Origin of the sequence: Pseudonocardia sp. CA-142604, assembly GCF_050948475.1 — a bacterium.
In the GTDB taxonomy this organism is placed as follows: Bacteria; Actinomycetota; Actinomycetes; order Mycobacteriales; family Pseudonocardiaceae; genus Pseudonocardia; species Pseudonocardia alaniniphila.
In genome coordinates, this window is the sequence record NZ_CP192045.1 from 9,757,688 (window position 1) to 9,774,747 (window position 17,060).

At 71.2% G+C, this 17,060-nt stretch carries 15 protein-coding genes; 6 read left to right on the top strand and 9 right to left on the bottom strand.

What is annotated here, in order from left to right:
- Positions 1 to 35: 35 nt before the first annotated feature.
- The gene (locus ACQPZQ_RS44610; RefSeq protein WP_433290494.1) at positions 36 to 530 is read right to left on the bottom strand and encodes a cupin domain-containing protein; all 495 of its coding nucleotides are present in this window, start codon (positions 528 to 530) and stop codon (positions 36 to 38) included.
- 71 nt (positions 531 to 601) lie between these two features.
- Between ACQPZQ_RS44610 and ACQPZQ_RS44615 the strand changes: the two genes are divergently transcribed.
- Positions 602 to 1,516: a LysR family transcriptional regulator gene (locus tag ACQPZQ_RS44615; protein WP_433290495.1), complete on the top strand. Its 915-nt coding sequence runs from the start codon at positions 602 to 604 to the stop codon at positions 1,514 to 1,516.
- A 108-nt stretch (positions 1,517 to 1,624) separates the two neighbouring features.
- On the opposite strand, the gene ACQPZQ_RS44620 is transcribed toward ACQPZQ_RS44615, so the two are convergent.
- From ACQPZQ_RS44620 to ACQPZQ_RS44645, 6 genes are all read right to left on the bottom strand, one after another.
- Positions 1,625 to 1,864 carry a hypothetical protein gene (locus tag ACQPZQ_RS44620; RefSeq protein WP_433290496.1) on the bottom strand — a complete coding sequence of 80 codons (240 nt, stop codon included), beginning with the start codon at positions 1,862 to 1,864 and terminating at the stop codon, positions 1,625 to 1,627.
- Complete coding sequence (locus tag ACQPZQ_RS44625; protein ID WP_433290497.1) at positions 1,861 to 2,247, bottom strand: MmcQ/YjbR family DNA-binding protein; 387 nt, start codon at positions 2,245 to 2,247, stop codon at positions 1,861 to 1,863. Before ACQPZQ_RS44625 ends, ACQPZQ_RS44620 begins: the two co-directional genes overlap by 4 nt.
- Before the next feature lie 28 nt (positions 2,248 to 2,275).
- A complete protein-coding gene (locus ACQPZQ_RS44630) occupies positions 2,276 to 3,094 on the bottom strand; it encodes a hypothetical protein (protein ID WP_433290498.1) in 819 nt (272 codons plus the stop codon).
- Positions 3,095 to 3,142: 48 nt separating this feature from the next.
- Positions 3,143 to 3,616 carry a GNAT family N-acetyltransferase gene (locus ACQPZQ_RS44635; RefSeq protein ID WP_433290499.1) on the bottom strand — a complete coding sequence of 158 codons (474 nt, stop codon included), beginning with the start codon at positions 3,614 to 3,616 and terminating at the stop codon, positions 3,143 to 3,145.
- A gap of 33 nt (positions 3,617 to 3,649) precedes the next feature.
- Positions 3,650 to 3,922, bottom strand: a complete 273-nt coding sequence (locus ACQPZQ_RS44640) for a hypothetical protein (RefSeq protein ID WP_433290500.1) — start codon at positions 3,920 to 3,922, stop codon at positions 3,650 to 3,652.
- A gap of 186 nt (positions 3,923 to 4,108) precedes the next feature.
- Positions 4,109 to 6,121, bottom strand: coding sequence for an Hsp70 family protein (locus ACQPZQ_RS44645; RefSeq protein ID WP_433290501.1), 2,013 nt, complete (start codon positions 6,119 to 6,121; stop codon positions 4,109 to 4,111).
- Between the two features lie 293 nt (positions 6,122 to 6,414).
- Between ACQPZQ_RS44645 and ACQPZQ_RS44650 the strand changes: the two genes are divergently transcribed.
- The 4 genes from ACQPZQ_RS44650 to ACQPZQ_RS44665 all read left to right on the top strand — a co-directional run bounded on the left by ACQPZQ_RS44650 (position 6,415) and on the right by ACQPZQ_RS44665 (position 12,201).
- Positions 6,415 to 7,335 (top strand): IniB N-terminal domain-containing protein, encoded by a 921-nt coding sequence (locus ACQPZQ_RS44650; RefSeq protein WP_433290502.1) that lies wholly within the window; start codon positions 6,415 to 6,417, stop codon positions 7,333 to 7,335.
- 505 nt (positions 7,336 to 7,840) lie between these two features.
- Entirely contained in the window at positions 7,841 to 8,701 is an 861-nt protein-coding gene (locus ACQPZQ_RS44655; RefSeq protein WP_433290503.1) for an IniB N-terminal domain-containing protein, read from the top strand.
- A gap of 168 nt (positions 8,702 to 8,869) precedes the next feature.
- Positions 8,870 to 10,717, top strand: coding sequence for a dynamin family protein (locus ACQPZQ_RS44660; RefSeq protein ID WP_433290504.1), 1,848 nt, complete (start codon positions 8,870 to 8,872; stop codon positions 10,715 to 10,717).
- Positions 10,714 to 12,201 carry a dynamin family protein gene (locus tag ACQPZQ_RS44665; protein ID WP_433290505.1) on the top strand — a complete coding sequence of 496 codons (1,488 nt, stop codon included), beginning with the start codon at positions 10,714 to 10,716 and terminating at the stop codon, positions 12,199 to 12,201. The genes ACQPZQ_RS44660 and ACQPZQ_RS44665 overlap by 4 nt, the downstream gene beginning before the upstream one ends.
- A gap of 23 nt (positions 12,202 to 12,224) precedes the next feature.
- Here ACQPZQ_RS44665 and ACQPZQ_RS44670 read toward each other — a convergent pair whose 3' ends face one another.
- Entirely contained in the window at positions 12,225 to 14,882 is a 2,658-nt protein-coding gene (locus tag ACQPZQ_RS44670) for a LuxR C-terminal-related transcriptional regulator (protein ID WP_433290506.1), read from the bottom strand.
- 331 nt (positions 14,883 to 15,213) lie between these two features.
- Here ACQPZQ_RS44670 and ACQPZQ_RS44675 point away from each other — a divergent pair, with 331 nt between their 5' ends.
- On the top strand, positions 15,214 to 16,035 hold the full coding sequence (locus ACQPZQ_RS44675) for a sugar phosphate nucleotidyltransferase (protein ID WP_433290507.1): 822 nt from the start codon (positions 15,214 to 15,216) through the stop codon (positions 16,033 to 16,035).
- Positions 16,036 to 16,065: 30 nt separating this feature from the next.
- On the opposite strand, the gene ACQPZQ_RS44680 is transcribed toward ACQPZQ_RS44675, so the two are convergent.
- A complete protein-coding gene (locus ACQPZQ_RS44680) occupies positions 16,066 to 17,028 on the bottom strand; it encodes a peptidoglycan recognition protein family protein (protein WP_433290508.1) in 963 nt (320 codons plus the stop codon).
- Between the last annotated feature and the right edge of the window lie 32 nt (positions 17,029 to 17,060).

Consider the following 17,060-nt stretch of genomic DNA (forward strand, 5'->3'; position numbering starts at 1 on the left):
ATCGATGCCCGGTCGGAGCGAGCGACCGCACCCGTTCAGGAGCGGGATTCACGCCAGAGGGGGCTGTCCACATAGTGGTTGTCGAAGCGTTCCTGCGACTCCCCGATCTCCCGCGGGTCGGCCTCGCCGCGGTGGACGCGGTCGAGCAGGCGGTAGTAGTCGAACCGGTCGATGCCAGGGGTGAAGACGAACAGCACGTCCGCGTCGACACCGGCAACGGCGCCGAAGGCGTGCGGCACGCGCGGCGGGACGAGCAGTACGTCGCCCTGGTCGAGGACGTGGACGCGGTCGCCGACGAGCACCTGGAGCCTTCCGCTGAGCACGACGAACAGCTCGGAGGCACGGGTGTGGAAATGCGGCGGAGCGCCGTCGACGCCTGCCCTGAAGGTCGACCTGTTGCAGGTGATCGCCCCACCCGTGGTGGCGGAGTCGGCGAGCAGGGCGATCGTGCCGCCGGGGTCGCCCGTGAGGGTCTCGGCCTCGGAGGCACGGACGAGCAGCGGACCGGTCGTGCTGGTGTCGGTGTTCATGTCAACGACGATCGTCGTCGCCGAGGCCACGAACAACGACGGAAGTGACCTCGAACGATAACCTCGACGTTATGGAGCTCCGGGAGATCGAGATCTTCCTCGCGCTCGCCGAGGAACTCCACTTCGGCCGCACCGCCGAGCGGCTGCACGTGTCCCAGGCCCGCATCAGCCAGACGATCAAGAAGCTGGAGCGGCAGGTGGGCGCACCGCTCTTCGACCGGACCAGCCGCCGCGTGGTGCCCACCCCGATCGGCGCCCGGTTGCGCGACGACCTCGCGCCCGCGTACCGGCAGATCGTCGACGCCGTGGCCAGGGCGACCGACGCCGGCCGCGGCACGGGCGGGGTCCTGCGGGTGGGGTTCGAGGCCCCGGGCGTGGCCGACCTCATCGCAGGCGTGCTCGACACGTACCGCTCCCGTGCAGCCGACGGTGAGGTGGAGATCCGGGAGGCCGACTTCGCCGACCCGTTCGGCCTGCTCCGCGCGGGCGAGGTGGACGTGCTGGTCACGCTGCTGCCCGTCCCCGAGCCGGATCTCGCCACCGGCCCGGTCGTTCTCACCGAACCGATGGTGCTGGCGGTGCCGGCGCGGCATCCGTTCGCCCGGCTGGACTCCGTGACACTCGACGACCTGGCGCGCGACACGGTGTTCCGGGCGGCGCGCCCTGCACCGCCCTACTGGGTGGAGCCGCCCGAACCGTGGACGACGCCGAGCGGGCAGCCGGTGCGGCGCGGGCGCCCGCTCGCGACGTTCCAGGAACTGCTCGCGGTGATCGCCGCCGGCGAGGGTGTCTGCCCGCTCGCGGCGCACGCGAGGCAGTACTTCGCGCGGCCGACGATCGCGTTCGTGCCGTTCCGCAACGCGCCGGACGCGCGGTGGGCCCTGGTGTGGCCACGCACGGGTCGGACGGCACGGGTGCGCGAGTTCGCCGAGCGCGCCCGGACCCCGACGGGCCCGTCCGGCGGACCGGACCCAGGCGGCCGTTGAGCACCAGCTTCCTGAGCCCAATTGCGTCCTGCACGTGTTCTCGCGACGTCGGGTCGGAAAGGCCCTGGGACCTGGTGGTCCCGGGGCGCTGGGCTCGCTCGTGCCGGTTCAGGCAGCGGCGACGTCCCCCGCCTGGACGGCAATGACCTTCAGGCCTGCGCGGGTGACGTCGGCGAGCGCGCTCTGGAGCGCGTCAGCGAGCGTCTCGGCCTCACGGTCGAAGTGGACGGCGGTCCGATCGGCCCGCAGCTCGGGTGCGGTGTCGTCGGCGCCTGCTTCGAACAGGGCGTCGAGCTCAGCATCGGTGAGGCGATGGCCGACGACCAGCGTGATCTCCTGGTCGCTCATCCCATCTTCTCCTCATCGAACGCCTTGCGAAGACGCACCGGAGCCCGCTCGCGCCATGCGTCCTCGATCAGCTCGGCCAGCTGCTGCGGGGACACCTTCTCCAGGTCGACGAGGATCGCGCCGTACCCGTCGTAGTGCGGCGTCGTGTAGAACGCGGGGTCGCCGGAGGCGAGCAGCGCTTCTTTCTCGTCGAGTTGACACATCAGCACCAGCCCACCCTCGGCCTCCGTGCGGAGGCGTGCGAACGATTTGCCCTTCACCTTGAGGGAGGGCGTGCCGTAAGAGGTCGACTGCTCGACCTCCGGCAGCCCACTCGCGATCGTCACGACGTCGTCCCAGCTCAGCACGGCCACATCCTGGCGTGCCGCGCACCCTCCCGTCATGGACGAATCGGAACCGGGCGGGTGACGCTCAGCGGACGCGGGGCGGCCGCAGCGGTGGCGCCTTCGCGATCACCACGGTGCCGGCCAGCGCCATCGCCAGACCCACCGCGAGCACCCACGCCCAGCCTGGACGAACGGGGTCCCCCAGCAGCCAGATACCGACCATCCCCGGTATGAGCACCTCGGTCACCGTGAACACGGCGGTGACCGCACCGACGTCACCTCGTGACAGGGCTGCGGTGTAGCCGGTCATCCCGACCAGCCAGAACCCGGCCACCAGGTACGTGGCCGGTTGACCGAGCAGCAGGGCCAGGTCGAGTCCCTCGCCGGTCTGGACGTGGGCTGCCCGCACCGACAGCGCCGTGCCGCCGAACCCGAGGCCCGAGAGCAGGGCGAGCGGCCACGCGTGCTTGCCCTGCCGCAGCACCAGAACGGCGACGGCCAGCAGCAGCAGCGAGACGAGCAGGACGACGTCCACCCCACGCGGGCGGATCGGCGGCTGCTCGGTGCCCGCGCTGGCGGCCACCAGGACGAGACCCGTGAGACACACAGCGACGGCAATCCGGATCTCGAGGGGCAGCCGCACCCCGATCATCCGGGCATTGATGACGGCGGTCATGGCGATGGTGCCGCCGATGATTGCCTGCACCGCAAACACCGGCAGCACCCTGAGCGCCAGCACGGCGCACCCCCACGCGACGAAGTCCACCGCGACCCCGGCGACGAACCGAGGCTGGAGGAAAGCGGGCCGCTTGCGGGTGGCCCGCCGGGCGCCCTCGGCCTGGAGTAGCGCGCCGAAACTGTTCAGGACCATCGCGGCCGTCGCGAGCAGGATCCCGACCAGCACGTTGCCAGCATGCCGCCCCCGCAGGGCCGACGCTCGTCCGACCCGCCACTAGGGGGTGGTTGTGCCGCCCTCCGGACCCTCCAGTCCCAGCCGCATCACCGGGAGCCGCCGGCCGAGCGGCGAGTCCACCCAGCCGACCGTCTCGCCGCCCATGCGCTCGTAGAACCCCACGGCGTACGGCTCGGCCTCCCACTCGAGGACGCGCGCGCCTCGCGCAGCCGCCCTGGCCGCCGCGTGCTCGAAGAGCTTCCGCCCGCACCCGCGGCCGATCTCGGCGGGCTCGAGCCACAGGTCGTCGAGCACGGCCAGCCCATCGCGGTGCAGCAGGACGTAGAACCCGCTGACCACGCTGTCGCGTTCGGCCACGAGCACGTCGTTCGACGCCACCACCTCGGGCGTGAGCGCAAGTGTGCGCTCGAAGCGCTTCAGGAACGCTGCCGAGTAGGGCCAGTGCCCCTTGGAACGGACGGCCAGCGCCGCGAGGGCGCCGGCCTCCTCCGCGCGGGCGGGCCGGATGAGCACATTGTCAGTCTGCCGCCCGCCACCGGAACCCGGTCAGCGCCCCGAGCGGTCCTCACCGCTGGGCACCGGTGTGAAGAACCCACTCATGAGGCCGCCCGCCACCGCCTGACGCGGATCCCACCGCTGCGCGCGGTGCTCGTGCAGCATCTGCCGAGGCTTCTCCGACATCCCGACGAACGCCAGTACCAACACCGTCCCCAGCACGACCGGGCCTCCCACCAGCAGCACCAGCCAGCCGAACCCCACGTACGCGACGCCCAAAGCCGCCAGTTCCATGGCGATGACCGCCCCGCCCAACCTCACCACGACAGATCTCCCTATCCCCCCGGCACCCACTGTCGGCGCCACACCCCACCTACATCGCCGAAGCCTGCTCATATGTGACGGGGCGGCGCCACAGCGACACGAGTGAAGGCGGGCGAGCGAGCACGCTCGCTCGCCCGGCGGAACGACGACCGGCGCGAGGCCCGGACGACAGCCGGGCCCACCTGGTCAGACCGCCGGGGATCCCTCTGTGAGCGACCCTGCCGGGGAAGCCGGACCAAGGCCGGTGGGAGCGGCGGGGCTTCCGAGGGTCGCCGTACTCCCGCCCGGCAGCGTGTTGACCGGGGGCGTGTTGCCGTTGGTAGTGGTCGGAGTGCTGTGGGTAGTGGTCGGGGTCGTGTTGGTAGTGGTCGGGGTCGGGGTCGTGCGGGTAGTGGTCGGGGTGCTGTTGGTCGTGGTGGTGGCGCGCGTGGTGGTGCTGGTCGCGTTCCCCGTCGTGGTGGTCACCGGCGACGGGTTGGTGGTCGTTGCGCCCCCCGGTGGTGGGCCGGTGGCGGCGGACGGCGTCGGCGCGGCGCCACCACGCGGACCGCCGGCAGGGGGCCCACCGCGTGCGGGAGCGCCATCGGGGGCGGCGCCACCGCCTCCGTCGCTGTTCCTGGCGCCCGACTCATCGGGGGTGGGCTGGGGCGCCGCCGGCGCGGAGCCGGGGATGGGCGCGAGGGTGGACACGGCGTCGCTCGGCGTGTTCGCGCCGACCTCGGCGGCGGAGGGCGTGGTGGGCCACAACATGACCGCGGCGATGACGGCAGCGGAGGCCAGCAACCCACCGATCCCGACCAACAGCCCGACCGGGCGCTCCGCCTTCGCCTTCTGGTGCGCCCAGGCCGGCGGGGCCACCAGTTGCCTGCCGGTGTCCGGGAACAGGGACACGGCGGACTCGCGCAACACACCGTCGGGGCCGACCTCGTAGGACGGCGTGAGAGACCGCAGCGCGGGCCTGGCGGGTGGGGCCGCAGCTGCGCCCCCGGCCGACGCCAGCACCGGGATCCGGTCCGAGGTGCCCTCCGCGAACGCCGGTGGCCTCGGCGACGGCACGAAGCCCGGGGGAACGGGCTCGATCTCCGCACCCGGCCAGGACGCCGTGGGGGTGGGGGAGATCGCCAGAGCGGCGCCCTTGGCGATGGCGTTCTTCGGGTCGGCGTCGACGGCGACCGGCCTGCCCAGCTGCTCGGACACGAGTTGCGCGACCAGCGGGACCCGCGAGGAACCGCCCACCAGCAGCACGGCCGTGAGCTCCTCGGGAGAAAGGCCCGCCGAGGTCACCGCCGCGCGCAACGCGGAGACCGTCTCCTCGATCTGCGGCCGGATCATGGCCTCGAACTCGCTGCGATGCAGCCGTACCGAGCCACGCCCCGCGGGCATGAGCACCGGGATGGAGACGTCCGTGTCGCTGCTCAGGGCCTCCTTGGCCTCCGTGCACTCACGTCGAACCCGCGCCACGGCGGCCAGTACCGCCGGATCGGTCTCGTCCAGGTCGGCGAACGCCTCGGGCAGGCCCGAGTAGACGTGCTCGAAGACGGCATCGTCGAAGTCGACGCCACCGAGGCGCTCCAGGCCCTCCGGACGGCCGAGCAACCCGAATCCCGCCGTGGTCGGAGCGATCGCGGGGTCGCCCTTGCGGACGACCGCGGCGTCGAATGTGCCGCCGCCCAGGTCGTATACGGCGATGGCTGCGCCGGCGGGGACACGCTCGGCGGCGGCGTAGTGCAGGGCAGCGGCCTGTGGCTCGGCCAGGAACGTGGCCGTGACGCCCTCGACGGCGAGCGCGGCAGCGAGCAGATCCAGCTTGTGCGCACCCCACGATGCGGGGTGGGTGACGGCGATGCCATCGGCCGGCCCGCCCTCGCGTTCGGCGACGCGGTCGACGACCCACCGCACCAGCCGAGCGGACAGCTCCTCGGGGGCCCAGGCCTGCCCGGCCACGACGATCGGCGTGGGGTCGCCGATCCGGCGCTTGAACTCGCGCACGACGCGGCCGGGGTCGGTCAGGGCGCGGCGCTCCGCGGCCTCACCCACCACGACCGAGCCCTCGGGGGCAACGAACATCACCGACGGGACGATGGCGCTCCTGGTGCCGAGGGTGACGACCTCCGGCTCCGCCCAGCCCCGATCCTGGGAGCGGCACACGGCAGCAGCGGTGTACGTCGTCCCGAGATCGATACCGAGCTGGTAGCTCATCGTGCTCCCCTCACAGCCGGTCCGGCAGTAGCCGGATCGGTCCTCACCTCTCGCAATCGCAGTAACAAGCTGGTCCGTTAGCTCCTGATCGTGTCACGTATCGAAACGGACCGGATCCCATCTGTGTTTACCGAAACCCCCCACAGCCAACCGAACTACCCCCTACCGGAGGGGTCGGAGAACTCTGGCTGATCCCCGATGGCCCGGCGGCACCCCGCTCCTAACTTCTGCATCAACGCCGGTCGGCCCCGACCGACACGACGATCCGCACACGAACATCGGAGATGATCACCATGGCCGAGCACATGTCGCTGCTGGAGTTCCTGCGCGAGCTGCTGACCAACGAGCAGGCCCGCGACTGGTACGCCGAGGACCCCGACGCCGCCCTCAAGTACTACGGGCTCGACGACCTGAGCCCCGCGGACGTGCGGGACGCCCTCGTGCTGCTCGAGGACAACCAGACCGCCGACTTCGACCGGGACCACAACACCGGCTGGGACGGCCCGAGCCACTCGGGGCGTCACGACGACGACAACGACCGTGACCACGGCCGTGACGACGACCGCGACCACGACCGCGACGGCGGCCGTGACAACGACGACGACCACGGTAGCGACGACCACCGGGCCGCTGTCGAGACCATCAACCGCTACATCACCAACAACTTCGTCAACGACCGCGACACGATCGTCGACAACTCGACGAACCAGCAGATCGACACGCACGGCGGCGACTTCGACCAGGACATCGACGTCGACTCGGTGGTCGCCACCGGCGACGGCGCCGTGGCCGCCGGCGGGGACATCGAGGACTCCAACATCGTGTCCGGCGACGACAACCAGGTCGGCGACGGCAACGTCCGTGGCGACAACAACGTGGCGGGTGACGACAACAACGTCGTCAACGGCGACAACAACACCACCGCCTTCGGTGACGGCGACGCCAACAACGCCTCCTTCGAGGACGTCGAGGTCGGCGGCGGCGGCGCGATCTCGGTCGGCGGCAACGCCAGCGGCTCCTACGACGTCGACGACTCGTTCAACGAGTCCGAGGAGACGACCACGACCAACACCCACTTCGAGGACTCGTTCAACGAGGACAACGACTCCACGGAGAACTCGCACAACGACACCGACACGGACATCGACAGCGACTCGCACAACGAGTCCGTGAGCCACGTCGGAAGCCACAACACCGTCGACATCGACGACTGATCTCTCCACCCAATCCCGATCGACTCCCCCGATCGGCGAGGCGGCCCCGTTCCTGCACCTGCAGGGGCGGGGCCGCTGCCGTCTCCCAGCCCTGCGGATCGCCCCATGCCCTCCGAACCGGTCGAGCTCCCGGGCGTAGCGCCGGTCGTGGGGGGCGGCCCCGAAACAACCCCCGACGGCTCGCAGATGGTCGCCGGGGGAGTGCACCGATGGGTCCACGCTCCGTAGCCCATTCGCCGATGACGATTACCCCGTTCGCGCATCCCCGGGTCGGGCTCGACGGGTCCCCGCTACCGAGCGCACGCATGAGAGGCTTCCCCTCCCCGCCCAGGGGGACGATCCCCTAATCCCCCGATCCCCTAGCACCCGCGCCTCGGATCCCCGCACGGATGAGGGATCAGGACCCTGGACGATCCCCGATGGCCCGAACGGCGCAGCGCCCTAACTTTCTCCGCAACGCCGGGACGACCGGCAACCCGCCGAACCACTTGGGAGATGATCCGAGATGACCACCTCGACCTCGCTGCTCGATCTGCTGCTCAACCTCTTCCGCGATCCCGAGGCCATGGCCGCCTTCAAGGATGACCCCAACGGCTACCTCGCACCGTGCGGCGACATCTCGCCCGACGACGTCCACGACGCCCTCGTCCTGCTCCAGGACAACCAGGACGCCGACTTCAGCCGTGAGTACAACACCGGCTCCAGCCACACCAGCGGCCACGGACACGTCCCCCCGCCGCCCGTCCCCGAGAAGCACGAGGGCGAGAGCGACCACGAGGCCGCCGTCCGCTACGTCAACACCTACGTCACCAACAACTACGTCGATGACCGCGACACCATCATCGACAACTCCGTCAACCAGCAGATCGACACCGGCGGCGGCGACTTCGACCAGGAGATCGACATCGACTCCACCGCCGCCACCGGCGACGGCGCCGTCGCGGCCGGCGACGACATCGAGGGCTCCAACATCGTCACCGGCGACGACAACCAGGTCGGCGACGGCAACGTCAGCGGCGACGGCAACGTGGTGGGCGACGGCAACGACGTCGTCAACGGCGACGACAACACCACGTCCTTCGGCGACGGTGACGCCAACAGCACCTCCCTCGAGGACGTGAACGTCAGCGACGGCGGCGCGCTCGCCGTCGGCGGCGACGCCACCGGCGAGCAGGACATCGACGGCTCGTTCAACGACACCACCACGACCACCGAGAACAACACCGAGTTCGAGGACTCGTTCAACCAGGACAACGACGCCACGTCGGGTTCCTTCAACGAGACCGACACCGATGTCGACACCGACTCGCACAACACCACGCACAACGACGTCCAGAGCCACAACGACGTCGCGATCGACCACTGACGAGGTTCACCGGCCTCCGGAGGCTGCCCCCTGCCGGGGTAATCTCCAGGTGATGTGACCACCGGCCCCGCCACTCCACGGGATTCTCCGAGGTGGCGGGGCCGGTGTCGTCCTGGAGACGACGCAGGCCCCGGCCTGCACGTGCAGCATTGAGGAGGCAGGGACGCCGTGGCGGTACCCGCAGCGGTCGAACTGGTCGACCTCGCTCTGAAGGCGACCACCGCCTACGACCGCCCCGACCTCGGCGGCCGGTTGCTCCAGACGCGACGACGGCTCGTCGACCCCGACGTGCGCGTGCTCATCGTCGGAGAGTTCAAGCAGGGCAAGAGCCAGCTGGTCAACGCGCTCGTCAACGCTCCCGTGTGCCCGGTCGACGACGACATCGCCACTGCCGTGCCGACCGTCGTGAAGCACGCGGAGACCACCACCGCCGCATTGGTGCGGGAGAGCGGCGAGGACAGGCCCCCGGAGCGCATGGAGGTGCCGGCCGCCCGGCTCTCCGAATACGTCTCCGAAGCCGGCAACCCGGGTAACAAGGCGATGCTGAGCTACGCCGAGGTCGGGCTGCCGCGCAAGCTGCTCGCCGGTGGGCTCGTGCTCGTCGACACCCCGGGTGTCGGCGGCCTGGGTTCCGCGCACGGCGCCGCCACGATGTCGGCGCTGCCGAGCGCCGACGCCGTGCTGCTGGTCTCCGACGCGGCCCAGGAGTACACCGGCCCGGAGCTGGAGTTCCTGGAAGCCGCGATGAAGCTGTGCCCCAACGTCGCGTGCGTGCTCACCAAGACGGATCTCTACCCGCACTGGCGCCGCATCATGGAGCTCGACCGCGGCCACCTCGGGAACGCCGGGATCAACGCCGAGATGTTCCCCGTGTCGTCCATGCTGCGGCTGCACGCCGCCAAGACGCAGGACGCCGCGCTCATGGACGAGTCGGGGTTCCGGCAGCTGGTGGACTTCCTGCTCAACAAGGTCGTCGCCCAGTCCGACGACCTGGACCGGCGCTCCACCAGCCACGACGTGCTGTCCGTCTCCGAGCAGCTCTCGGCGGGGATGAAGGCCGAGCTCGAGGTCCAGCAGGATCCCGAGCGGATGGAGTCGCTCGTCGGCCAGCTGACCCGCGCGAAGGCCCACGCCGACGAGCTCAAGCAGCGCTCGTCGCGCTGGCAGATCACGCTGAACGACGGGGTCGCCGACCTGCAGTCCGACATCGACTACGACCTGCGCGACCGCCTGCGCACGATCACGCGCGAGGCCGAGCAGCTCATCGACGACGCCGACCCCGCCGAGATCTGGGAGCAGTTCGCCGAGTGGTTCCACCAGCAGGTGTCCTCGGCGGCGTCGGCGAACTTCGTGTGGGCCGCAGAGCGCGCCCGCTGGCTCGCGGGTCAGGTGGCCGAGCACTTCGCGGCCGGTGCCGACATCGCGATGCCCGAGCTGCGGTTCGACGACGAGGGGATGGCCGGGAAGGTCAATCCGCTCGTGCAGCCGGAGGTGGAGAAGTTCAACACCGGACAGAAGCTCCTGACCGGCCTGCGCGGCGGCTACAGCGGTGTGCTGATGTTCGGCATGCTCGGCGCCCTGATGGGCCTCCCGATCTTCGCGGGCGCACCGGCAGGTATCGCGCTGGGCATCAAGACGGTGCGTGACGAGAGCAAGCGGCAGCTGCTGAAGCGGCGGTCCGACGCGAAGCAGGCGGTGCGACGCCACATCGACGAGGTGACCTTCCAGGTGGGCAAGGACTCCCGCGACATGCTCCGGCGCAGCCAGCGCCAGCTGCGCGACCACTTCAGCGCCATCGCCGAGGAGATGAGCACGTCGCTCGCCGCGTCCGTGATGGCGGCCCAGAACGCCGTGAAGACCACCAGTTCCGAGCGCGAGCGGCGGATCCGCGACCTGAAGGCCGAGCTGGAACGCATCGACGGTCTCGCCACCAGGGCGCGAGCGCTCGTGAAGAACGTGTCCGCCCCTGCAAAGGCCTCGGTCAGGGCGCGGACGGGCTCGGGGACCTCGTCGTGACCGCTCCCGCTCCCCATCTCGGGTCCGTCGTCCGGGTGCTGCTGCGACGCACGATCGACGCCTACCACGACAGCCCACAGGCCGTCGGCTGGCTGCAGTACAACCTGAACCGCTTCGACGAACCGCTGCGGGTCGCGATCGCCGGCAAGGTCAAGGCCGGAAAGTCCACGCTGCTGAACGCGCTCGTGGGTGAGGAGATCGCCCCCACTGACGCCGGCGAGTGCACACGCATCGTCACCTGGTACCTGGACGCCCAGATCCCGAAGGTGACGATGTTCCCGCGCAACACGTCGCCACGGCAGCTGACGATCAGCCGGGCCAGCGGTGCCCTGAAGTTCGACCTGCAGGGCACGCGTGTCGAGGACGTGGACAAGCTCGAGGTGCAGTGGCCGTCGCAGAGCCTGCGCACCCACACCCTCATCGACACGCCCGGTATCGCGTCGCTCTCCAGCGATACCTCGTCGCGAGCCGGCGCGTTCCTCACGCCCGACGACTCGCCCAGCCAGGCCGACGCGGTGATCTACCTGATGCGCCACCTGCACGCCACCGACGTGCGGTTCCTCGAGTCGTTCTTCGACCAGGGCGTGGCCAAGGCGACGCCGATCAACACGATCGGCGTCCTGTCCCGCGCCGACGAGATCGGCGTCGGGCGACTGGACGCGCTGAGCTCCGCGCGGCGGATCGCGCGACGCTACCGGGCCGACGAGAAGATCCGGGGGCTGTGCCAGACCGTCGTCGCTGTGGCGGGACTGCTCGCCCAGACCGGCCGCACCATGCGCCAGGACGAGTTCGCCGCGCTCACGGCCCTCGCCGAGCTTCCCCGATCCGACCTCGACGGGATGCTGCTCTCGGTCGACCGGTTCTCCCGCACCGACCTCCCCGACGGCACGGCCGGGCCCGACGCCGACGCGCGCGCCCGGCTCATGGAGCGCTTCGGCCTGTTCGGCGTGCGACTGTCCACCACGCTGATCCGGCAGGGCGTGACGGACCCGAACGCCATCGCGTCCGAGCTGGTCAAGCGCAGCGGCCTCGACGAGCTGCGCAGCGTGCTCACCACCCAGTTCAGCGAGCGCCGCGACCTGCTCAAGGCCCGCTCTGCACTGCTGGCCGTGGATCTCGTGCTTACCAGGGAGCCGCGCCCGGCAGCGGCGCCGCTGGTGGCAGAGGTCGAGAGGATCCTCGCGGGCGCACACGAGTTCGCCGAGCTGCGGCTGCTGTCCACGCTGCGCTCCGGTGCGATAAAGATGCCCACCGAGGCCCTGCAGGAGGCCGAGCGACTGCTCGGCGGCGACGGCGGGTCGGCCGCCGCCCGCCTCGGGCTCGAACCCGACGCCGGACCGGACGAGCTGTGGAGCGCCGCGCTGGACGCCGCGGCCCGCTGGCAACGGCGGGCCGAGAGCCCGATGTCCGGCCGCGCCGTGTCGGACATGGCGCGGCTGGTGGTCCGCAGCTGCGAGGGAATCCTCGCCGGCCTTCGCCGCTGACGCAGGCCGGACCGCGGCGCGCGTCAGGGCTCGGGCGTGCCGACGATCTGGCGCAGGTGGGCGAACAGCTCCCCCCGGCTCCCTGAGCCGAGCCGCTGGCGCATCCGGGCCACGTGGTGCTCCACGGTCTTCGCCGAGATGAAGAGCTGCTCGCCGATCTCCTTGTAGGTCAGCCCTTCGAGCACCAGCGCGGCGACCTCCCGTTCGCGCTCGCTCAACGGGCCGTCGTCTCCGGGGGTGGCAGAGGCGTCGGCATCGGCCGGGTGCGACGCGATCCGGGACGCCGGCACCGTCACCGGGATGCCTGCCGGGCCCGTGTCGGTGTCGGCGTCCGCGACGACGTCCGGCTCCGCCCCCGCCCGGCCTGCGGACCCGCTGCTCTGCAGCGCGCGGGCACAGCTGAGCAGCGTGCTCATCGCCTTGCGGTCACGCGTGCGGATCGCAGCCTGCCCCGCAAGCTTCCCGCCCTCCCACGCGAGCCCCACGGCGTGCAGGCCGCGGGCCGCGGCCTCGACCGCCGTTGCGTCCACCTCCGAGTCCAGCAGCCGCACCCAGTGCGGGGCGGCGGTCGCCATCGCCGCGGTGTACCGACTGGCACCCGCCGCCGCCTCCAGCGCAGCGGCGTGCCGCGTTGCGGCCTCGCGGCTCTCGGCGAGGATCGCCGCCTGCAGGCCCGACCAGGCCAGCGGCGCCGCCCACAGCCCAGGATCCCCCAGGCTCGCGAGCAGCTCAGCCGCTTCGTCGAGGTGCGGACGCACCCAGCTCGGCTCACGCAGCCGCGTGGCGGCGATCGACAGCTCGCCGAGCTGCTGCAGCACGAACAGGTCGACGGGGTGGCGCACGATCGCCTCGCGGGCACGTCCCCACGCGGGCATCAGCGACGCGAGGTCGCCGGTGCGGCGGGTCAGTGCGACCTCCAGCGCCGCGGCGAGGAACTCGTCGCGAGGCTCGAGCTGAGCGCCGGGCGGCGACACCGCGGTGAGCGCCGCCCTCGCGGCCGTGGTGGCACCGCGGAAGAGCGCGATCCAGCCGAGCAGCAGCCGGTGCCGGGTGGCTGCGCTGCGGCCGCCGAGACCCACCCGGACCGCCCGCTCCAGTACCGACTGAGCGACGTCGAGCTCCCCGCAGTGCACCGCGACCAGCGCGGCCAGCGCGGCCGGGGTGTCGGGAAGCAGCGCCGCGCGGTTCGACGACTCCAGCAGCGACGCCGCGCGGGTCAGCTGCGACAGCGCCGCCGTCGGCGACCCGGCGACCGAGTCGTACACACCCTTGGCCATCAGCTCCTCGGCGCCGGCGAGCAGCGTCGGCGGACGGGGCGGGGCGCCGGGTTCCCTGGCCGGGCCGCGCAGCACCTCGCGTGCCTCGTCGAGCGCGCCGGTGCCGATCAGCGCAGGCACCGACAGCACGGCCGCGCTGCCCATCGAGGCACTGCCCATCCAGCGGTACAGCTCCGCGCTGCGAGCGAGCATGCCCCGGCGGGCGAGAACGGCGGCCGCCACGGTGCCGGCCCGGACGGCGTCCTCCGGTGGCGCCTGGCCGGGGTCCGAGAGCACTTGGTCGGCCTGGGCGAGAGCCAGGTCGAGATCACCGGCCAGCATCGCCGCCTCGGCCCGGCGTGCCGCGAGTTCCAGAGCGGGTGAGCCCGCACGGACCGCGGCCTCGAAGTACTCGCCGGCCACCGGGGCGCCCGTCCGCAACGCCTCCTCCGCGGCTGCGGTGAACACGGCCGCCACCCTCGCTCCGCTCGCACCCGCGGCGAGGAGCCCACGGGCGGCGGCGAGGACGTTGCCTCCGCGGTTCAGCTCGATCTCGGCCAGCGCCCGCCGCATCTCCACGTGCGACGCCTGCGGCGTATGCGCCAGGACCGCCGCCGAGACCAGCGGCACCGCCATGCCGTCGGCGGTCAGCAGGCCGGCCGCGCGCGCGGCCTCCACGAACTCGTCGAGCTGCGCCGCACCATCACCGTCGGGCAGGCCGAGGAGCGGGACGAGGACCTCGGCCTCCAGGGACGCACCGAGCGCGCGGGCCAGGAGGAGTCCGCGGACCCCTGGCCCGAGGCCGTGCACCGCGTAGCCGAGCTGTGCGAGCAGCCCCGCAGGCGGCCGGCTCGGCGTCCCGATCCGGGTGCGGTCCGGACCGGCTTGCTCGACGAGGGCGGTCAGCAGCCGATCGACCAGAGCGGGTGACCCGGCCGTCTGGACGAGTACCTGGTCGACGAGCTCTGCGGGCGCGTGCTCGGGCGTGCCGGACCGGCCGCCGATGAGCAGACCGGCCCGGACGGACACGCCGGCGCGGTCGAGCGCGTCGAGTACCACCGGGGGCCGGCTCACGGCCAGCGTCGCGCCGAGGGCGGCGGTGCCCGCCGGGCGCGGCCACGGCCGGTGGGCGACCACGACATAGCCGTGCGGAGCCGCAGCCACCTCAGCGAGCCGGTCCAGCTCGGCCGGGCTCAGCAGATGGGTGTCGTCCACCAGAAGCGCCGTGTCGGGCGCGAGCGGATCACCGGGCGAGGGCACGTCGTGCCGGACGAGGACGCCGGCGTCCCGGAAGGCCCCGGACATCGCCTCGAGCAGCACGGTCTTGCCGTGGCCGCCCGTGGCGATGATGTCCACCCTGCGCACCCCTGCGCCCGCGGCGGCCGCCTCGCGGACGAGCCGCCGGGCCACCGGTGCGCCTGCCACCGCACCCTCCGACGCGAGCCCCGGAACCGGCTGAGTTCGCGTCGACACCAGCTGACCCCCGTCGTGCGTCTGTTCGATGGGCGCCCGGGAGCCTACCGAGAGTGGCGAGCGTCTCCACGCGCCACCGCCGTGAACAGGGGAGATGTCCGCCGATCGGGTCAGCGGGCACCGCCATCCGGAGTCACGCAGGCTCGCAGCCCCCGATCGTGGGGTGCAGATGCTCACAAGGACAGCTGTTGCCCAAACACGATCTCTCCACTATCAAGTGGTCGATCTCGGCGACGTCCTCAAAACGGACATCGGCGGCCGGCGCGGCGGAGGGAAGCACGCAGTGCACGAAGAAACGGACATTCCGGTCGTCGTACTCTGCGGAGGGCAGGGCACACGCATTCGAGAAGCCAGCGAACGGCTACCCAAGGGCATGGTCGAGATCGGCGGCCGCCCGATCCTCTGGCACATCATGAAGCTCTACAGCCACTACGGCTACCGCCGCTTCGTGCTGTGCCTCGGTTACAAGGGCTGGGAGATCAAGCGGTTCTTCCTCGACTATCGCGCCCACATGTCCGACTTCACGTTGTCGCTGTCCACAGGCGACCACCAACCGCAGTTTCGCAACGGCGTTGCGGACGAGAACTGGGAGATCACTTTTGCCGAGACCGGGCTCGCGGCCGGAACCGGCGCCCGGTTGCGTCGTATTCGCCACTACATCGACACGCCGCGATTCATGGTGACCTACGGAGACGGCGTGAGCGCCGTGGACATCGCGAACCTGGCGGCTGTCCATGCGGAAGGTGGCCGCGTCGGCACGGTCACAGGGGTGCACCCGACGTCGAAGTTCGGTGAGATGCAGGTCGCAGGGAACGTCGTCTCGGAGTTCAACGAGAAGCCCACACATGTCGACGGCTGGGTCAGCGGCGGGTACTTCATGTTCGAGAGATCGTTCCTCGACGACTATCTCGACGACGACGAGGACCTGTTCCTCGAAGCATCGCCGCTGCAGAAACTCGCCCGCAACCAGCAGCTCACGGTGAACAAACACGAGGGTTTCTGGGCCGCGATGGACACCTACAAGGACTACGAATGGCTCAACAAGCACTGGGCCACGGGCAAGGCCCCCTGGAAACTGTGGGAGGACGGATCCCGCGGCTGGTGACGCTCCGGCGGTGGTGACACGCGTCGCGCGTCACCGCACCAGCGACGTGGGAGTCGAGAGGAGCCTGCGCCAGTCCTCGGCGCCGACGAGGGACACGGCAGCGGGGCCGACGGGATCGGCCTGGGCCTCGACCAGGACGCGCGCCGCCCGCGCCGCCTCCCCGTCCTCGCCGGGCGCCACGGCGCGCACGAGCAGCGGCCAGGACTCGCCGCCGATCATGCCGTTGACCTCCTCCGTGCGGTGGACCGTCTGGAACTGACGCACGGCGTCGGAGGTCGTGCGGTCGAAGCTCCCGCTCGGCTGTACCTCGGTCATACCCGCGTCTCGCAGGAGATGCTGCGCGGCGGCCACCGCAGGCCCCTGGTCGGCCACCCGCAGCAACGGCCACGACTCCTTCAGCGCGACACGGGAGCTGAGATGCTGCCCGAGCACGCCCGCGACCTCGCTGCGCAGCTGCGGCAACATGCCGTAGAGAACGTCTCCCGGGCAGGCCGTGTCCTTGAAGTCGCGGTGCCCGAAGATCTCGGTCGGCTCGATGTCGTACTGGTCGCAGATGTAGGCGCACATGTCGCGCAGCCGGTTCCAGAGCACGGGCGGCGGACCGACCGACGTGTAGGTGCCCTCGTTCTCGATGCCGATGGCCACGACGTTCTGCCCCGTGCAGTGCGCTCCCTCGACCTGGCGCTCGCCTCTCTCCAGCACCTCGAGGCTGCGGTGCCTGCCCTCGAGCACGTACCCGCCGCGGCTGATCGTGAAGTGCTGTCCGGTGTCGAGCCATCCGCGGTTGTCCATGTGGAAGTTCTGGATTCCGCGGGCAAGCCGGTCGGCCGCTTCTCGGCTCACATCGGACTGGTTGGGGGTGGCCGTGTGATGCACGAGAATCTTGACCGGTCGCTGGTTCCAGATCGGCACGATGTCGCTGTTCGGACGGGCCCCCCACCCGTCGCAGTCGATGATCTCCGGCTCGCCTGCCCAGGCATTGCCAGTGCTCACCAGGCCGCCGGTAGTGGCGACAACGGCCAGCC